Source organism: Streptomyces brasiliensis, from assembly GCF_014647875.1.
Taxonomy (GTDB): Bacteria; Actinomycetota; Actinomycetes; order Streptomycetales; family Streptomycetaceae; genus Streptomyces; species Streptomyces brasiliensis.
Window position 1 is genome coordinate 134,970 of sequence record NZ_BMQA01000001.1, and the last position, 13,755, is coordinate 148,724.

Annotated in this window: 15 protein-coding genes; 6 read left to right on the plus strand and 9 right to left on the minus strand. The window is 71.9% G+C overall.

What is annotated here, in order from left to right:
- Window positions 1-13 precede the first annotated feature (13 nt).
- A complete protein-coding gene (locus IEZ19_RS00595; protein ID WP_189308948.1) occupies window positions 14-166 on the plus strand; it encodes a hypothetical protein in 153 nt (50 codons plus the stop codon).
- The gene (locus tag IEZ19_RS00600; RefSeq protein WP_189308949.1) at window positions 163-636 is read left to right on the plus strand and encodes a CBS domain-containing protein; all 474 of its coding nucleotides are present in this window, start codon (window positions 163-165) and stop codon (window positions 634-636) included. Before IEZ19_RS00595 ends, IEZ19_RS00600 begins: the two co-directional genes overlap by 4 nt.
- A 164-nt stretch (window positions 637-800) precedes the next feature.
- On the opposite strand, the gene IEZ19_RS00605 is transcribed toward IEZ19_RS00600, so the two are convergent.
- Window positions 801-2,684 (minus strand): propionyl-CoA synthetase, encoded by a 1,884-nt coding sequence (locus IEZ19_RS00605; protein WP_189308950.1) that lies wholly within the window; start codon window positions 2,682-2,684, stop codon window positions 801-803.
- Between the two features lie 389 nt (window positions 2,685-3,073).
- Here IEZ19_RS00605 and IEZ19_RS00610 point away from each other — a divergent pair, with 389 nt between their 5' ends.
- The gene (locus IEZ19_RS00610) at window positions 3,074-4,255 is read left to right on the plus strand and encodes an RNA-guided endonuclease InsQ/TnpB family protein (RefSeq protein WP_189308951.1); all 1,182 of its coding nucleotides are present in this window, start codon (window positions 3,074-3,076) and stop codon (window positions 4,253-4,255) included.
- Between the two features lie 596 nt (window positions 4,256-4,851).
- Here IEZ19_RS00610 and IEZ19_RS00615 read toward each other — a convergent pair.
- A complete protein-coding gene (locus IEZ19_RS00615) occupies window positions 4,852-6,273 on the minus strand; it encodes a DHA2 family efflux MFS transporter permease subunit (RefSeq protein WP_268248599.1) in 1,422 nt (473 codons plus the stop codon).
- Window positions 6,274-6,401: 128 nt separating this feature from the next.
- On the opposite strand from IEZ19_RS00615, the gene IEZ19_RS00620 reads away from it, so the two are divergent.
- Complete coding sequence (locus IEZ19_RS00620; protein ID WP_189308952.1) at window positions 6,402-6,833, plus strand: MarR family winged helix-turn-helix transcriptional regulator; 432 nt, start codon at window positions 6,402-6,404, stop codon at window positions 6,831-6,833.
- Window positions 6,834-6,877: 44 nt separating this feature from the next.
- Here IEZ19_RS00620 and IEZ19_RS00625 read toward each other — a convergent pair whose 3' ends face one another.
- From IEZ19_RS00625 to IEZ19_RS00635, 3 genes are all read right to left on the minus strand, one after another.
- Window positions 6,878-7,585, minus strand: a complete 708-nt coding sequence (locus IEZ19_RS00625; protein WP_189308953.1) for an SMI1/KNR4 family protein — start codon at window positions 7,583-7,585, stop codon at window positions 6,878-6,880.
- 90 nt (window positions 7,586-7,675) lie between these two features.
- Window positions 7,676-8,002 (minus strand): hypothetical protein, encoded by a 327-nt coding sequence (locus IEZ19_RS00630; protein ID WP_189308954.1) that lies wholly within the window; start codon window positions 8,000-8,002, stop codon window positions 7,676-7,678.
- 84 nt (window positions 8,003-8,086) lie between these two features.
- Window positions 8,087-9,136 carry an Acg family FMN-binding oxidoreductase gene (locus IEZ19_RS00635; RefSeq protein ID WP_189308955.1) on the minus strand — a complete coding sequence of 350 codons (1,050 nt, stop codon included), beginning with the start codon at window positions 9,134-9,136 and terminating at the stop codon, window positions 8,087-8,089.
- A gap of 229 nt (window positions 9,137-9,365) precedes the next feature.
- On the opposite strand from IEZ19_RS00635, the gene IEZ19_RS00640 reads away from it, so the two are divergent.
- Complete coding sequence (locus IEZ19_RS00640; RefSeq protein WP_189308956.1) at window positions 9,366-9,623, plus strand: hypothetical protein; 258 nt, start codon at window positions 9,366-9,368, stop codon at window positions 9,621-9,623.
- 88 nt (window positions 9,624-9,711) lie between these two features.
- Here the strand turns inward: IEZ19_RS00640 and IEZ19_RS00645 are convergent, their stop codons facing one another.
- On the minus strand, window positions 9,712-10,290 hold the full coding sequence (locus IEZ19_RS00645) for a rhodanese-like domain-containing protein (protein WP_189308957.1): 579 nt from the start codon (window positions 10,288-10,290) through the stop codon (window positions 9,712-9,714).
- Window positions 10,291-10,371: 81 nt separating this feature from the next.
- On the opposite strand from IEZ19_RS00645, the gene IEZ19_RS00650 reads away from it, so the two are divergent.
- Window positions 10,372-10,659, plus strand: a complete 288-nt coding sequence (locus IEZ19_RS00650) for a metal-sensitive transcriptional regulator (protein ID WP_189308958.1) — start codon at window positions 10,372-10,374, stop codon at window positions 10,657-10,659.
- Between the two features lie 31 nt (window positions 10,660-10,690).
- On the opposite strand, the gene IEZ19_RS00655 is transcribed toward IEZ19_RS00650, so the two are convergent.
- From IEZ19_RS00655 to IEZ19_RS00665, 3 genes are all read right to left on the minus strand, one after another.
- Window positions 10,691-11,437 (minus strand): sulfite exporter TauE/SafE family protein, encoded by a 747-nt coding sequence (locus tag IEZ19_RS00655; RefSeq protein WP_189308959.1) that lies wholly within the window; start codon window positions 11,435-11,437, stop codon window positions 10,691-10,693.
- Window positions 11,434-11,820, minus strand: coding sequence for a rhodanese-like domain-containing protein (locus IEZ19_RS00660; RefSeq protein ID WP_189308960.1), 387 nt, complete (start codon window positions 11,818-11,820; stop codon window positions 11,434-11,436). Before IEZ19_RS00660 ends, IEZ19_RS00655 begins: the two co-directional genes overlap by 4 nt.
- A gap of 395 nt (window positions 11,821-12,215) precedes the next feature.
- On the minus strand, window positions 12,216-13,583 hold the full coding sequence (locus IEZ19_RS00665) for an MBL fold metallo-hydrolase (RefSeq protein WP_189308961.1): 1,368 nt from the start codon (window positions 13,581-13,583) through the stop codon (window positions 12,216-12,218).
- Between the last annotated feature and the right edge of the window lie 172 nt (window positions 13,584-13,755).

Here is a 13,755-nt window from a genome sequence, read left to right on the forward strand (position 1 = left end):
GGAGGGCGCAGTCGTGACAGCGGACACCGACCCTGGAGCACGCACGGAAGGGTGCGAACGCCTACGCCTGTATCGCACGGTCGACGGCGTGGTGGCCGTACACCAGTCGCTCGGCCGCACCGACGACGACGTCGTGCCCCGGCAACCGCAAGGAGTGGACCCATGAAGGTCTCCGACGTGATGAGCGCTCCGGCCGTGAGCGTCGCCCCGCACGCCTCCCTCGCCGAGGTGATCCGGGAGATGGGCGACTTCGGAGTGGGTTCCGTGGTCGTCGCCGAGGAGGGAAAGCCGCGCGGCATCGTCACCGACCGGGATCTCGCCGTGCGCGGGCTCGGCGAGGGCCTCGGCCCGGGCGCCCGGGCGGAGGACGTGATGTCGCCGCAGCTCGTCACGGTCGACGTGAGCGACGACCTCCACGTGGCGTACCGGACGTTCCGCCGCGCCGGGGTGCGCCGCCTGCCGGTGCTCGACGGACGGCAGGTCGTCGGTGTCCTGACCATCGACGACCTGCTCCTGGACGTCTTCCAGCGCCTCGCGGACCTGCTGGGGCCGGTGGCGTGGAGCATCCTCGAGGAGCCTCCCGGGCCTCCGTCCGCGGTCCCGATCTACGGTACGGAGCCCCAGGGTCTGCCCTGACCCAGCTCCTCAGCGCATCGATCCGGTCTTCCAGGAACCGGGTGTGCCAGGAGCCAGGAGAGGGCCGCCTGCAGCAGGCGCGGGGCGGCCGCCCGTACTCCGGCTGCAGGGCACGCTCGTGGTGGCTCGAGCGCGGGCCTGAGATCAGGGTGCGTCGGGGTTTCTCAGCATGCCGTCTCCTTGCGCAGGACTTGGCGCAGTTTCTCCAGGACGGCGGGGTCGTCGATGGTGGCGGGCGGTTTCCCCTCGCCGCCGTTGGCGATGTCGCGCATGGAGCCGCGCAGGATCTTTCCGGAACGGGTCTTGGGCAGGGCTTCGACGACCGTGACGTCCTTGAGCGAGGCGATCGCCCCTATCCTGGTGCGGACGTCGCGGACGATCTCCTCCCGCAGCCGGTCGGCGTCGGTGGACGCCGTGGACTTGAGCACCACGAAGGCCCGCGGGACATGGCCCTTCAGGGCGTCGCGCACCGCGATGACCGCGCATTCGGCGACATCGGGATGGGAGGCCACGACCTCCATCGCACCGGTGGACAGCCGGTGCCCGGCGACGTTGATCACGTCGTCCGTGCGGCCCATGACGAACACATAGCCGTCCTCGTCGACGTATCCGCCGTCCCCGGTGAGGTAATGGCCGGGGAACCGGGACAGATACGACTCCTCGTAGCGGTCGTCGTCCTCCCACAACGTCGGCAGCGTGCCGGGCGGCAGCGGCAGCCGCAGGGCGATGGCGCCCTCCTGGCCCGGGGCGCACTCGCGTCCGCTGGGGTCGAGGATGCGCAGGTCGTATCCCGGCATGGGCACGGTGGGCGAGCCCGGCTTGACGGCCATCGGCTCCAGTCCCCGCGGGTTTGCGGCGATGGGCCAGCCCGTCTCGGTCTGCCACCAGTTGTCGATCACCGGCACTCCGAGGACCGTGCGGGCCCAGTCGTAGGTGTCCGGGTCGAGACGTTCGCCGGCCAGGAACAGACAGCGGAACGTCTTCAGGTCGTGTCCGGCGAGCAGTTGCGCGTCCGGGTCCGCCTTCTTGATGGCGCGCATCGCGGTGGGCGCCGTGAGCAGGGCCTTCACCCCGTGGTCGGCGATGACCCGCCAGAACGCCCCCGCGTCCGGCGTACCGACCGGCTTGCCTTCGTAGAGGACGGTCGTGGCGCCGACGAGGAGGGGCGCGTAGACGATGTAGGAGTGGCCGACGACCCAGCCCACGTCGGACGCGGCCCACCACACGTCGCCCGGTCCGATGTCGTAGACGTGCGTCATGCTCCAGACCAGCGCGACCGCGTGACCGCCGTTGTCCCGCACCACTCCCTTGGGACGACCCGTGGTGCCCGACGTGTAGAGGACGTAGAGCGGGTCGGTGGCCGCGACCGGCACGCACTCGGCCGGAACGGCGGTTTCCGTCACGGCGTCCCAGTCGACGTCGATCGAGGACAACTCGGCGCGGGCCTGGGGGCGTTGGAGGACCACGCAGGCGTCCGGCGTGTGCTCGGCCAGCCCGAGCGCCTCGTCGAGGAGTGGCTTGTACGGGATGACGCGAGCCGTCTCGATGCCGCACGAGGCGGACACCACGACCTTGGGCCGCGCGTCGTCGATCCGCAGGGCGAGTTCCCGGGGCGCGAATCCACCGAACACCACGGAGTGGACGGCGCCCAGGCGCGCGCAGGCCAGCATCGCGACGACCGCCTCGGGGACCATCGGCATGTAGATCACCACGCGGTCGCCCCGGCCGACCCCCAGATCGCGCAGCGCGCCCGCGAACCGGGCAGTCTCGTCGCGGAGTTGGGCATAGGTGCGGGTGGCGTGGGTGCCCGTGACGGGGCTGTCGTGGATGAGGGCGGTCCGGTCGCCGTGGCCGGCCGCGACGTGCCGGTCCAGCGCGTTGAAGCAGGTGTTGATCCGTCCGTCCGGGAACCAGCGGTGGAACGGCGGCCGTGCGCTGTCCAGGACGCGCACCGGATCGTCGTACCAGGTCAGCTTGGTGGCGGCGGCGCCCCAGAAACCCTCGGGGTCGGTGATGCTCCGCCGGTGGTGCTCGCTGTAGACGCCCATCTGCGTCTTCACTCCTTCGGGTAGCACTGCGTGGGACAGCCCGCCTGTCCTGCGAGGGAGCGCAACCACGCCGGTCCGGGCCTTCCGCGGCTCTACGTCGTGCCCGGACGACGGCGTGTGACAGGCATCATCGTGCCGCCGGGCAGCAAGTACCACCTCCGGATGGAGACCCCTCCTCGCATTTTCGCCACTGAGTGGGACGGTGTTCACCGGGTTCCTCCGAGGATGCCCCGGCCTTCAGGCCGGGGAGGAATCGGACTCCTGCGGAGCAGGACAGGAAATAGGGGTTTCGCCTCCAGGGAGAAAGACCGTCCACCCGCGACGAGGTGAGCGAGCCCGTGGCGATCAAGAGGCCTCAACTGTCAGTCCTCCCATATAGGTTCGGATGCATGACGCCAGACGCGACCACGGAGGGGGCCGGGCATGCCCGGTACTCCTTCCGTGTGCGCCTGTCTGCTACCGCGCGGCGCGCGCTCGAAGCCGAGTGGGACCGCTGCCGCTGGATCTGGAACGAATGCGTGGCCAAATCGAAGCAGATCCACCAGCTCGGCAAGGCCACAGGTGAGAAGCTGACGTGTGGTCCGGCGCAGTTGGACAGGATGCTGACCGAGGCCCGCGGGGTGACGCCGTGGCTGGCTGAGGGTGCGTCGGTGCCGCAGCAGCAGGTGATTCGGGACTTCGCCAAGTCGAGGGCGAAGGCGTTGAAGGACATCAAGGACCGGCTTCCGGTGCACCGCCGGGCGGGGATGCCCCGCTTCAAGCGCAAGCGGGACAGCCGCCCGAGCCTGAACTACACGCGGCGCGGTTTCCGCCTGAAGGACGGTCGTCTGCACCTTGCGGGCCAGATCGTGCTGACGGTGGTGTGGTCGCGGGACCTTCCGGCCAAGCCGTCGAGTGTGCGCGTGTACCAGGACACGCTCGGGCACTGGTATGTGTCCTTCGTTGCCCCCGCGCGGACCGAACCGCTTGCCCTCACGGGGCGTGTGCTCGGGGTGGACTGGGGTGTGAAGGAGACGGCCATCACCACGGATGACGCCTACGATCTCCCGCAGGCCGAGCACGGCAAGCGGGCCGCGCAGGGGCTCGCCCGCTACCAGCGGATGATGGCCCGGCGCCGGCGCCCGAAGGGCCGGCCCGCATCGAAGGGCTACCGGAAGGCGCAGGTACAAGCCGCGAAGCTGCACAAGAAGGTCGCGCGGCAGCGGGAGGACACCGGCCGCAAGTGGGCCAAGTCCGTGATGCGTGATCACGACGGGGTGGCGGTGGAGGACTTCCGGCCGAAGTTCCTCGCGAAGACCACGATGGCCCGCAAGGCGGCCGATGCCGCCATCGGCACAACCAAACGCGCTCTGGTCGAGATGGGGCGCAAGCACGCACGGGACGTCCGTCTCGTGCACCCGGCGCACACCACGATGGACTGTGCGCGGTGCGGAGCGAGAACCAAGCACGCACTACCTCTCTCGATGAGAACCTATGCCTGCACCGCGTGCGGAGCCGTCTCGCCCAGGGACAAGAACTCCGCCCGTGTGATGCTGGTCCGGGCAGGAACCCGGACGGTGCCGAGGGCGTAAGACCACCTGAGCCGCCGGCTCAGGTGGCGGCCTGAGCCGTGAATCCCCACATCAGCCCTGGAGGGTGGAGAACCCCTCCCTTCAGGGAGGGGAGCCTTCAAATGAGCAGTGAGGAACGTCAAGGGGCGGGCGGGGAGCCGGCCCCTCTCGTCGCGCTGCTCGACCGCAGGACCGCCCTGCGCGAGGCGGCACGCCAGGTCTGTGCCGTGACGGGCGCCGACGTGGGCCTGGGCGGCCAGGTCCTCGCCACGAACCGGCCCTGCCGGGTGCGTGACCACGCTCGTTCGCGCAGTATCACCGAGGCGCCCCGCGCCGGGGAAGGAACGGGCTCATGTCCCGTGTCTTCGCCACGGGCAAGCTGTACGACACCGTCCTCGGCGCCGCCGTCGCGCGCCGCGGTCCGGACGTGCTCAGCAACGCGGTCGAGCCGGGGTGGGTGGCCAGGAGGATGGGCGGGCCCGGCGCCTCCGACGAAGTCGCGCACGGCCATGTCGCGCCGTTCGACGTGTCCGGTCCTCCGGTCGGTGCTGTTCCAGGACCAGCTCCTGCACGCACCGACCGGTGTGACGGACGTGACGCTGCCGCCGGCGTGAGCGTCAGTGGTGGGCGCCCGCGCGCCGCTCGGCCTGGACCGGCCCGGACGCCGCGGTGGTGCCGCGTGCCGCGGCGCGCGCCGGGCCGTCGGGGAGCAGGAAGGCGAACACCGACGTCACCGCGGCGATGGCGGCAAGGACCAGATAGGCGTGCTGATACGCGGCGACGGGCGGGGCCTCGGCGGCCGCCGCGGGCGTGCTGAGGACCAGGGCGGTGGTGACCGCGGCCGGGGCGAGTGCGCCGCCGGTCTGGCGCACGACGGTGTTGAGTGTGGAGGCCTGTGCGAGGTCCTGGCGGCCGATGCGGGCGATGGAGGCCACCGTCGTCGGCATGAACACTCCGCCCATGGCGATCCCGAACAGGAACATGTAGACGCGGAAGGTCCACAGGCTGGTGTGGGCATCGCAGGTCGCGAGGAGCAGCAGGACGGCGCCGACACCGGCCATGCCGCAGCCGATGATGATCCGCGGGCCGACCCTGACGTAGAGAACACCGGCGATCTGGACGGTCAGCAGGACACCGAAAGCCTCGGGGAAGGTGCTGGTTCCCGACTCCAGGGCGGTGCGGCCCAGACCCTGCTGGAGGAAGAGCGGGCCCAGGTACATGGCGCCCAGCATGGGGACGAGGCCGACCAGGTTGATCAGATTGGTGTCCCGGAAGAGCCGGTCCGCGAACAGCCGGAGCTTCAACAGCGGCTCGGTGGTGCGCAGTTCGACGAGTACGGCGGCCGCCAGCAACGCCGTACCGACGGACAGGGAGGCGAGCACGGAGACGGAGGACCAGCCCCGGTTCGGGCCTTCGCTGATGCCGAACATCAGGCCTGCCATTGCCGCCGCGCTCAGCAGCAGGCCCGGCAGGTCGAAGCGACCGGGGCGCCGGCCGCGCTGCTCGGCCAGGAACACGAGCCCGAACAGCAGGGCCGGCAGGCCCACCGGCACATTGACGTAGAAGACCCAGCGCCAGGACAGGTGGTCCACCAGCAGCCCGCCCAGGATCGGCGCGGCGGCCGGGGCGATCTGCTGGGGGATGATCATGTGCCGGGAGATCCGGACCTGGTCGGAGGAGTTGAAGGTGCTGAACAGCAGGGCGGCCGAGGCCGGGAAGAGCACGCCGGCGGACATTCCCTGCATCGCGCGGTAGACGACGAGCTGACCGAGGTCGGCCGCGGCGCCGCACAGCACCGACGAGCCGAGGAAGCCTGCGAGGGCAACGAGCAGGACGCGCTTGGCGCCGAACCGCTCGACCAGCCAGGCGGACGCGGGGATGGCCATGGCCAGACAGACCGGGTACACCACGACGACCCCGTCCAGGGCAGCCGTGGTCAGCTGGAACTGACGGGCGATCGAGGGAAGCGCGACGGTGGTGATGGCCCCGTCGACGATCGCGATGAAGGTCACGGCGACGCACACGACCGGGACCACCACACGCTGACTCAGGCGGACGGAGGAAGACGGCAGGATGAGGCGGCGTAGGGACGATGGCACATACTGAGCATACTCACTATGAGGATGCTCATGGAATTGGATTTCAGCGGGGAATCGAGGAACAGCGCATGGCCGTACAGGACAGCAGCGACATCCTGGTCGACGAGTTGTTCGAGACGACACAACAGCTGCGCCGGTTCGTGGAGGTGCGGCTGCGGGCCAACGGGGCGTCGGTGGCCCGGCTGCGGGCCATGCGGACGCTGGCGCGCGCGGAACAGCCCCTGCGGATGCGGGACCTGAGCGAGTTGACGGGCGTCGCGGCCCGGACCACGACCAGCATCGTCGACGGCCTGGAACGCGACGGCCTCGTGGAGCGGCTACGGCACCCGCACGACCGGCGGGCGTTCTTGCTGCGCCTCACCGAGGAGGGGCTGCGCCGTCACCGCGACGCGGAGAAGGTGGACCGCCTGGCACTCGCCGAGGCGACGGCCGAACTGGACCCGAAGGACCGGGCTCAACTCCGCACCCTGCTGGCCCGCATCAGGGAGGCCACGGCCTGACGACGGCCGTCCGCGCCCCGTCTGGCGATCGGTACCGGAGCGGCTCAGGATTCGTGGCTCTCGAACCAGTGCGCGTCGAAGTACCGGGCGGTCGAGAAGGGGTGCCCGCGCTCGGTCAGCAAACGGAAGACGAACTCGGCCGCCGAGCCGTCGAAACGGTGCCAGGAGCCGGGGACGGCGTCGCACGAGAGGACGGGCCACGCGTCCGGGTCGTCGCCCTCGGTGAGCCAGCAGAACTGGCCCTCCTGCTCGGAGCCGCCCCACTGAAGGAGCCCGCCCGGAGCGGGGTGCATGTCGTACGGCGGCCACAGGTCCACGCCCTCGCGCGAGGCGGACTGCGCCGGCCCGTCGGCATGGTCGGCGAAGTCCATGCCGGGGACGACGGGTCCGGGAACGTACAGGCTGAGGAAACCGCCGAAGACCCCCTCGCCGAAGATCTCGGCGAGCCGCTTGTAATCGCCGGGCAGGGGCGTGCCCAGGCGCTCCTCGACGGCGGCCCAGTCGATCGTCCGTGTCCGTCCACCCGCGTCCCACCCGGTCACGGCGACGACACGGTCCACCCACGAGGCGTCGGCCGGCAATCCCTCCACCACCGGCTCGGGCCGCTCGGCGACCAGCACCACGCGCCGTACGCCGTCCCCCGTCTCCACGGTCCCGGCCCCGATCCGCCAACTCCTGTGCGCCCACGCCCGCATGTACACGACGTACCCGCCGAATGGGGTGAGCAGGGGCAGTCCTGTGGTCGCGTCCACGGTCGGATCGGCGTAGCCGCCCAGGGCGAGGTTGTGCGAGCGCCCGTACCGCCCGCCGATCCCCTCGACCAGATCAGCCAGGGCGGCCTCCTAGGACACGGCAAGACACACGTGCCCCGCCCCGTGCCCTGCCCCGCCGCACTCCAGCGACCGCCGCTCGCGACCCACCAACACCGTTACGGCGTAGAGGAGTTCATCCGGCCCCATGGCCTTCCACGCCTCCCTGCGCAGACGGGCATGCCTGCCGTCTTCGCTGATCCCCCGGATCTCCCGCGCGCAGCGGAAGCCGATGTACCCCAACGCCGGGAGCGCGGCGACCGCACTCGTCACCCGGTCTCCGCCGGACTCGCCCCGCCCGAGGGTGATCGACCCCATGACGGCGGCCCGGACCATCGCGAAACCGAGCAGACGCCCCATGACCCCTCCGGCCCTCCGCGTGCCCCGGAACGATACTCGCGAGATGTGGGACAGGCCCCAACGGGTCACAGGCGTGCCGCTCGTTCAGCAGTGGCGCGGCTGCGACAACGCGGGGATTCCCGGGGGGCGTACACGCGCCCCGATGGGCTCCGAGCCCAGCACCTCCGTCGGCGAACGTCTCGGCAGTGGCTGGACGGACGGGACGCGGCCGAGGCGGAGGATCGTCTGGGGGTGCTCGCCGCCGCTGAGCGTCTGCAGGATGCGGGTGCGCAGGGGCGGGATCTCCAGGGGCTGCGTGTGGAAGGCCGCCATCACGTCCTGCGCCGCCGCCTCCAACAGGACCCGCTGCAGCGCCTGTCCGGCCCTGAGCCACGCCCGTCGGTCGTCGCGGTCCGTGCTCAGTACGGCGACCCGTCCGCTGCGGGGGCTCCAGCGGTGCGGGGGCACGGGAAACATGCGCGCGATGCCCGCGTAGTCCCGTCCGGGCAGGGAGGTCGAGTCGGGGTGCTGCACGTCCGCGTCGACCGGGATGCCGTCGACCCGGTGCTCGGCCAGGCGCCACGTCCATCCGGCCTGCTCGGCCAGGTACCCCGGATCACGCCGGTGCGTCTGTTCGGCCTCCCGGACCAGCTCGGCCAGCTCCCGCCGGCCCGCGCTCCGGTCGATCCAGTGCAGCGTGGCGCCCTCGCGCCGGGCCGCCTCGCGCAGTGTGTGGGTCAGGGTCCGGGGCATCGGGTCCGGCAGGAAGGGGCCCCGTATGGTGTGGCGGCGGCGCAGCGCGCGGTACACGCGCCCCTCGTCCGGGGTGGTCAGCTCGTACGCGCCCCATGTCACCCGGGCGAGGAAGTCCGGGTCCGCCCGGTGCGGGAGGTACTCGACGACCGGCTTGAAGCCCAGGTGCCGCATGGCGAGGCGGACGTTGAAGAGGGCGGCCCCGCAGCTGATGACCATCTCGCGGCCGTCCGGATCGGTGAGCGGGAGCCGGCGGGACGGGTCCGCGTGCAGTTCGACTCCCCTGTCGTGATCCTCGGCGACGAAGAGCCAGGGCTGCGTGTTGTACACGGACGGCGCGGTGACGGCCGCGCGGACCAGATGGCCGGACGCGTAGCGCGGGACTGTACAGACGACGGACATGACCGGTGCCACCCTTCTCGAACTGCCTGCGTTCATGGTCGTCATCGCCCCGGGCGACGGGCATGGGCCGCATGTCCCCCCACCTGGGCCGACGGGCCCTGCGCGGGGGCGGGCGGGGAACAATGACGGTCCGTCCGCTGTTGGCCATGGCATACCCCGTTGGGTATGCCGGGGCCGGGCCGACGACCGGCCGGGGCGGTAGTCGTGTGCGAGGAAGGGTGTGAGACCGATGGCGACGGCAGGAACGGACCGGACGGACATGGCCGACGACACGTCCGTGGTGACCAGGTGCGGGCGGACGATCAAGGTGCGATGCATGCATCTCGTGTCGCCGGACCACCCCATCACCCGGGTCACGCTGGACGTGAGCCAGGTGCGGGGCGGCGTACCGGGAACGTGGGCGGCGCTCACGCCGGACGAGGCACGCCGACTGGCCCGACTGCTGCTCGATCAGGTCGGCCTCGCCGAGCAGGGCAGGCGACCCTAGGACCGTTCCGGCGTCGTGCCCTCAGGTCCCGTGCCGCGCGCACGAGTTGACGTACTCATGGAGCGAACGCGCGGCCCGGAGCCACCTGTCAGCGACTGCGCAGCGCCGCCAGCGCGGTGTCGAGGTCGGCCCTGCGGGGGCGGTTGTGCGGCAGCTTGCCGAGCAGGACGGCCATGCCGCAGGTGTTGGTGAGGGCGGAGAAGACGAGGCCGCCGGCGACGGCCGCCGAGAGGAACTGGAACGCCGGGTGCACGAGCAGGCCGAGGACGAGTCCGACCAGGACGAGCGTCCCGGCCGTGAAGCGCACCTGCCGCTCCATGCTCCAGCCGGCGCGCGTGTCGCACGCGGCCGGCTGGTGCAGCTCGTGCCCGCCGGCGGCCCAGGCCCCGGTACCGCCCGCGAGGGTGGCGGCGGTGACGCCCTGCTCCGCCAGCAGCTTGCAGGCGTTCTCCGAGCGTGCGCCGGACGCGCACACCACGAGCACCTCACCGCGCTCGGCGGCGTGCCGTATCTCCGGCAGCGCCCGCCGGAGCTGGTCGAGGGGGATGTTCAGGGCGCCGGGCAGATGACCGGAGGCGTACTCGCCGGGTGTGCGTACGTCGATGACGGTCAGCTCGTCGAGTCGGGCGCGGGCCTGGTCGGTGCCGAGGGTGGCGGGGGCGGTCATGACAGATGTGATCCTTAACGGTCGACGGGGTCTCGAACCGGGACGTACATTACCCCTAGGGGTATTTTACGAGGAGTGATCGTGGAGCTGGAGCTCGAGGGTACGGATCTGAAGGCGGTGCTGAACCGGCTGCGGCGTGCGCAGGGTCAGATCTCCGGTGTGATCCGGATGATCGAGGAGGGCCGGGACTGCGAGGACGTCGTGACGCAGCTCGCCGCCGCGTCCCGGGCGCTCGACCGCGCCGGTTTCGCCATCATCGCGACGGGCCTCGAGCAGTGCGTGACCGACATCGAGTCCGGCCGGAGGAACGGTGAGGACACGGCCGCCGTGCGTGCACGCATGGAGAAACTGTTCCTCTCGCTGGCCTGAGGGCCCGCGCGACTTCGCGTCCCGGCACGCATCACACGGCCGCGTCGGTCAGCATGGCGACGGCCACCACCAGCAGGGCGAGTGCGAAGATCCGCTGGAGCGCGGGGCCGGACAGCTTGGCGGCGAGGCGCTTGCCGTCCCACGCGCCGAGCACCGCCGCCCCGGCGAACGGGCCGATGACCGTCCAGTCCAGGCCGTCGACCGTGCCCGCGCGCAGCGCCAGCGCGGCCAGCGAGTTGAGGGTGATGACCAGCAGACTCGTCCCCACGGCCGCCCGCATCCGCAGGCCGAGCGCCCCCACCAGCGCCGGTACGGCGAGGAAGCCTCCGCCGACACCCAGGACGCCGGTGACCGCGCCGAGTCCGGCACCGACCGCCGCCGCGCGTCCCGGCCGTACCGGCAGGGCAGTGTCCGACGCCGGGCGCGAGCGCAGCATCCGTATCGCCGCCAGCGCGGCGACCACGGCGAACGCGGCCGTCAACGCGGCCTCTGGAAGCCGCCCGGCGAGCGCGCCGCCCAGCATCGCCGGGCCGGTCCCGGCCGCCGCGAACAACAGTCCCGTACGCCAGCGGACGTGACCGTCTCGGGCGTGCGCGGACAGCGCGGTCGCCGAGGTGACCGCCACGATGACCAGGCTCGCGGTGGTGGCCGCGACCGGAGTGAAGCCGAGCAGGTAGATCAGGGCCGGGACGGTCAGGACGCTGCCGCCGCCCCCGAGGGCGCCGAGGGCCACACCGATGACGGCCCCGGCGGCCAGGGCGAGGAGGAGAGCGCTCACGCGACGGTGCCGTTCCCGCCGCGGGAGTCCACCACCGGCAGCCCGGCCGCGGACCAGTTCCGCATCCCGCCGATCACGTCCACGGCGTCGGCGCCCCGGGCGACCAGCAGCTCAGCGGCGTGCCGGGAGCGGTGGCCGGAGCGGCATATCACGACCAGCGGCCGGGCCCACGCCTCCTCCGGCAGCCCGGCGCCGGCCGCCAGCGCGGACAGCGACAGGTGTACGGCGTGGGGTGCGTGTCCGGCCTGCCACTCGTTCGGTTCGCGGACGTCGAGCAGCACGGCGTCACCGCCGCTGCCCCCGTCCACGTGGCCGGTACGGGCGGCCGCCACCTGGGTGGTCACCCGACCCGGGCCGCCCCGACCTCGTCGAAAGACGCTCATCGTGGCTCTTCGCTCCTGTTCCTCGTGTCGGTGAGTGCTGCGGCGCGCGCCGGTGGGTTCTCGGGGCCGCACGAGCCGACGGATTGTTCTCCCGCCTCGTCCTGCCGACGGACTCCTCCCCGCGTCCTGCCGGCGGGCCCTCTCGGCCTCACCCGGCGCACGGGCTCTTCGGCCTCGCCCGGCCGACGCGCTCTTCGCTTTCGCCGGGCCAACGCGCTCTTCGCTCTCGCCCGGCCAACGCACTCTTCGCTCTCGCCCGGCCAACGCACTCTTCGCTCTCGCCCGGCCAACGCACTCTTCGCTCTCGCCCGGCCAACGCACTCTTCGCTCTCGCCCGGCCAACGCGGCCTTCGCTTTCGCCGGGCCGGCGCGGCCTTCGGCGCGGGCCGGCCCGGTCAGACGGTGCGGACGGTGAGTCCGGCCAGCTCCGCCGCGTCGAAGGAGTCGTCCACGGCGACGACGTCCCGGCCCACCGCGTCCAGCAAGGACGCGGCGATGGCCGCCCGGGCGCCGCCGGCGCAGTGCACCCACACCTCGCCGTCGGGGACCTCGCGCAGCCGGTCGCGCAGCGTGTGGATCGGAATGTGGACCGAGCCCTCGATGTGGGCGCCGGCCCGTTCGGACGCCCGCCGGACGTCCAGCACGACGACGCCGTCCTTGCCACGCTGTCCGGCGAGGTCGGCGAACGTGGCCCGCCGGAAGGAGGCCAACGCCTCGCCCTCGCGCACCCAGCCGTCCGGTTCCCCGGTGGCCGCGGCGGCCGGGCGGTCGATGCCGACCCGCGTCAGCTCACGCCGAGCCGCGGCGAGTTGCTCGGCGGACTCGGCGAGCAGCGTGACCGGCCTGCCCCACGGGATCAGCCAGGCGAGATACGTGGCGAGCTGCCCCTCGGCCTCGAAGTTGAACGAGCCCGACACATGGCCCGCGGCGAAGGCGACGCGGTTGCGCAGGTCCACCACCCACTCCCCCGCGGCCAGCCGCGCCGCGATCTCGTCGGCGTCGGCCGCGGCGGGCGCCGTCAGGTCGAGCGGGGCCGGTCCGGCTGCGTTGGCCGGGCCCATGTGCGCGTAGTACGCCGGGATGTCGTCCAGGCCGGCCAGCAGGTCGGCGACGAAGGAGTCCACGTCCCGGGTGAGCGCCTCGTTGGACGCCTTCTCCTTGCCGATGGTGGTGGACTGCCCCGCCGCCTGACTCGCGGAGCAGAAGCTGCCGAAGCCGTGCGTGGGCAACACTGCCGTGTCGTCGGGCAGGTCGGCGGCCAGCCGGTGCGCGGAGGCGTGCTGGTCGCGGGCGAGCCGCTCGGTCAGCCGGGGTTCGACCAGGTCGGGGCGGCCGACCGTGCCGATCAGCAGCGAGCCGCCGGTGAACACCGCGACCGCCGTGCCGTTCTCCTCCAGGACGTAGGAGGTGTGGTGCGGGGTGTGGCCGGGCGTCGCCAGTGCGCGCAGGGCCAGTCCGGCGGCGGTGTCGACGTCCGTACGGTCGCCGTCGCGCACCGGCACGCGCTCGAAGGAGACGCGGGCCGCGGCCGGAACGAGGTACGCGGCGCCCGTGACGAGGGCGAGTTCCAGGCCGCCGGTGACGTAGTCGTTGTGGATGTGCGTCTCGACGACGTGAGTGAGGCGCACTCCGCGACGGGCCGCCGCCGCGAGCACGTGATCGATGTCGCGCGGCGGGTCCACCGCCACGGCCGTCCGTCCGCCGCCCGCCAGATAACCGCGGTTGCCGAGCCCCGCCACCTCGATGGTGTCGACGAAGAACACGAGGTACTCCCTTCCCAGTGAAGAATTACCCCCGGGGGTATATCTCCGACAGTAGCACGAGTACCCCGGGGGGTATTTTCGAGCACCTTCGAGCCGCACGCCGTACAGCCGATACCGACCCCGCGAATCAGCGATAACACCAAGTTGTTGTCATCACTAAGGAGTCCTGTTA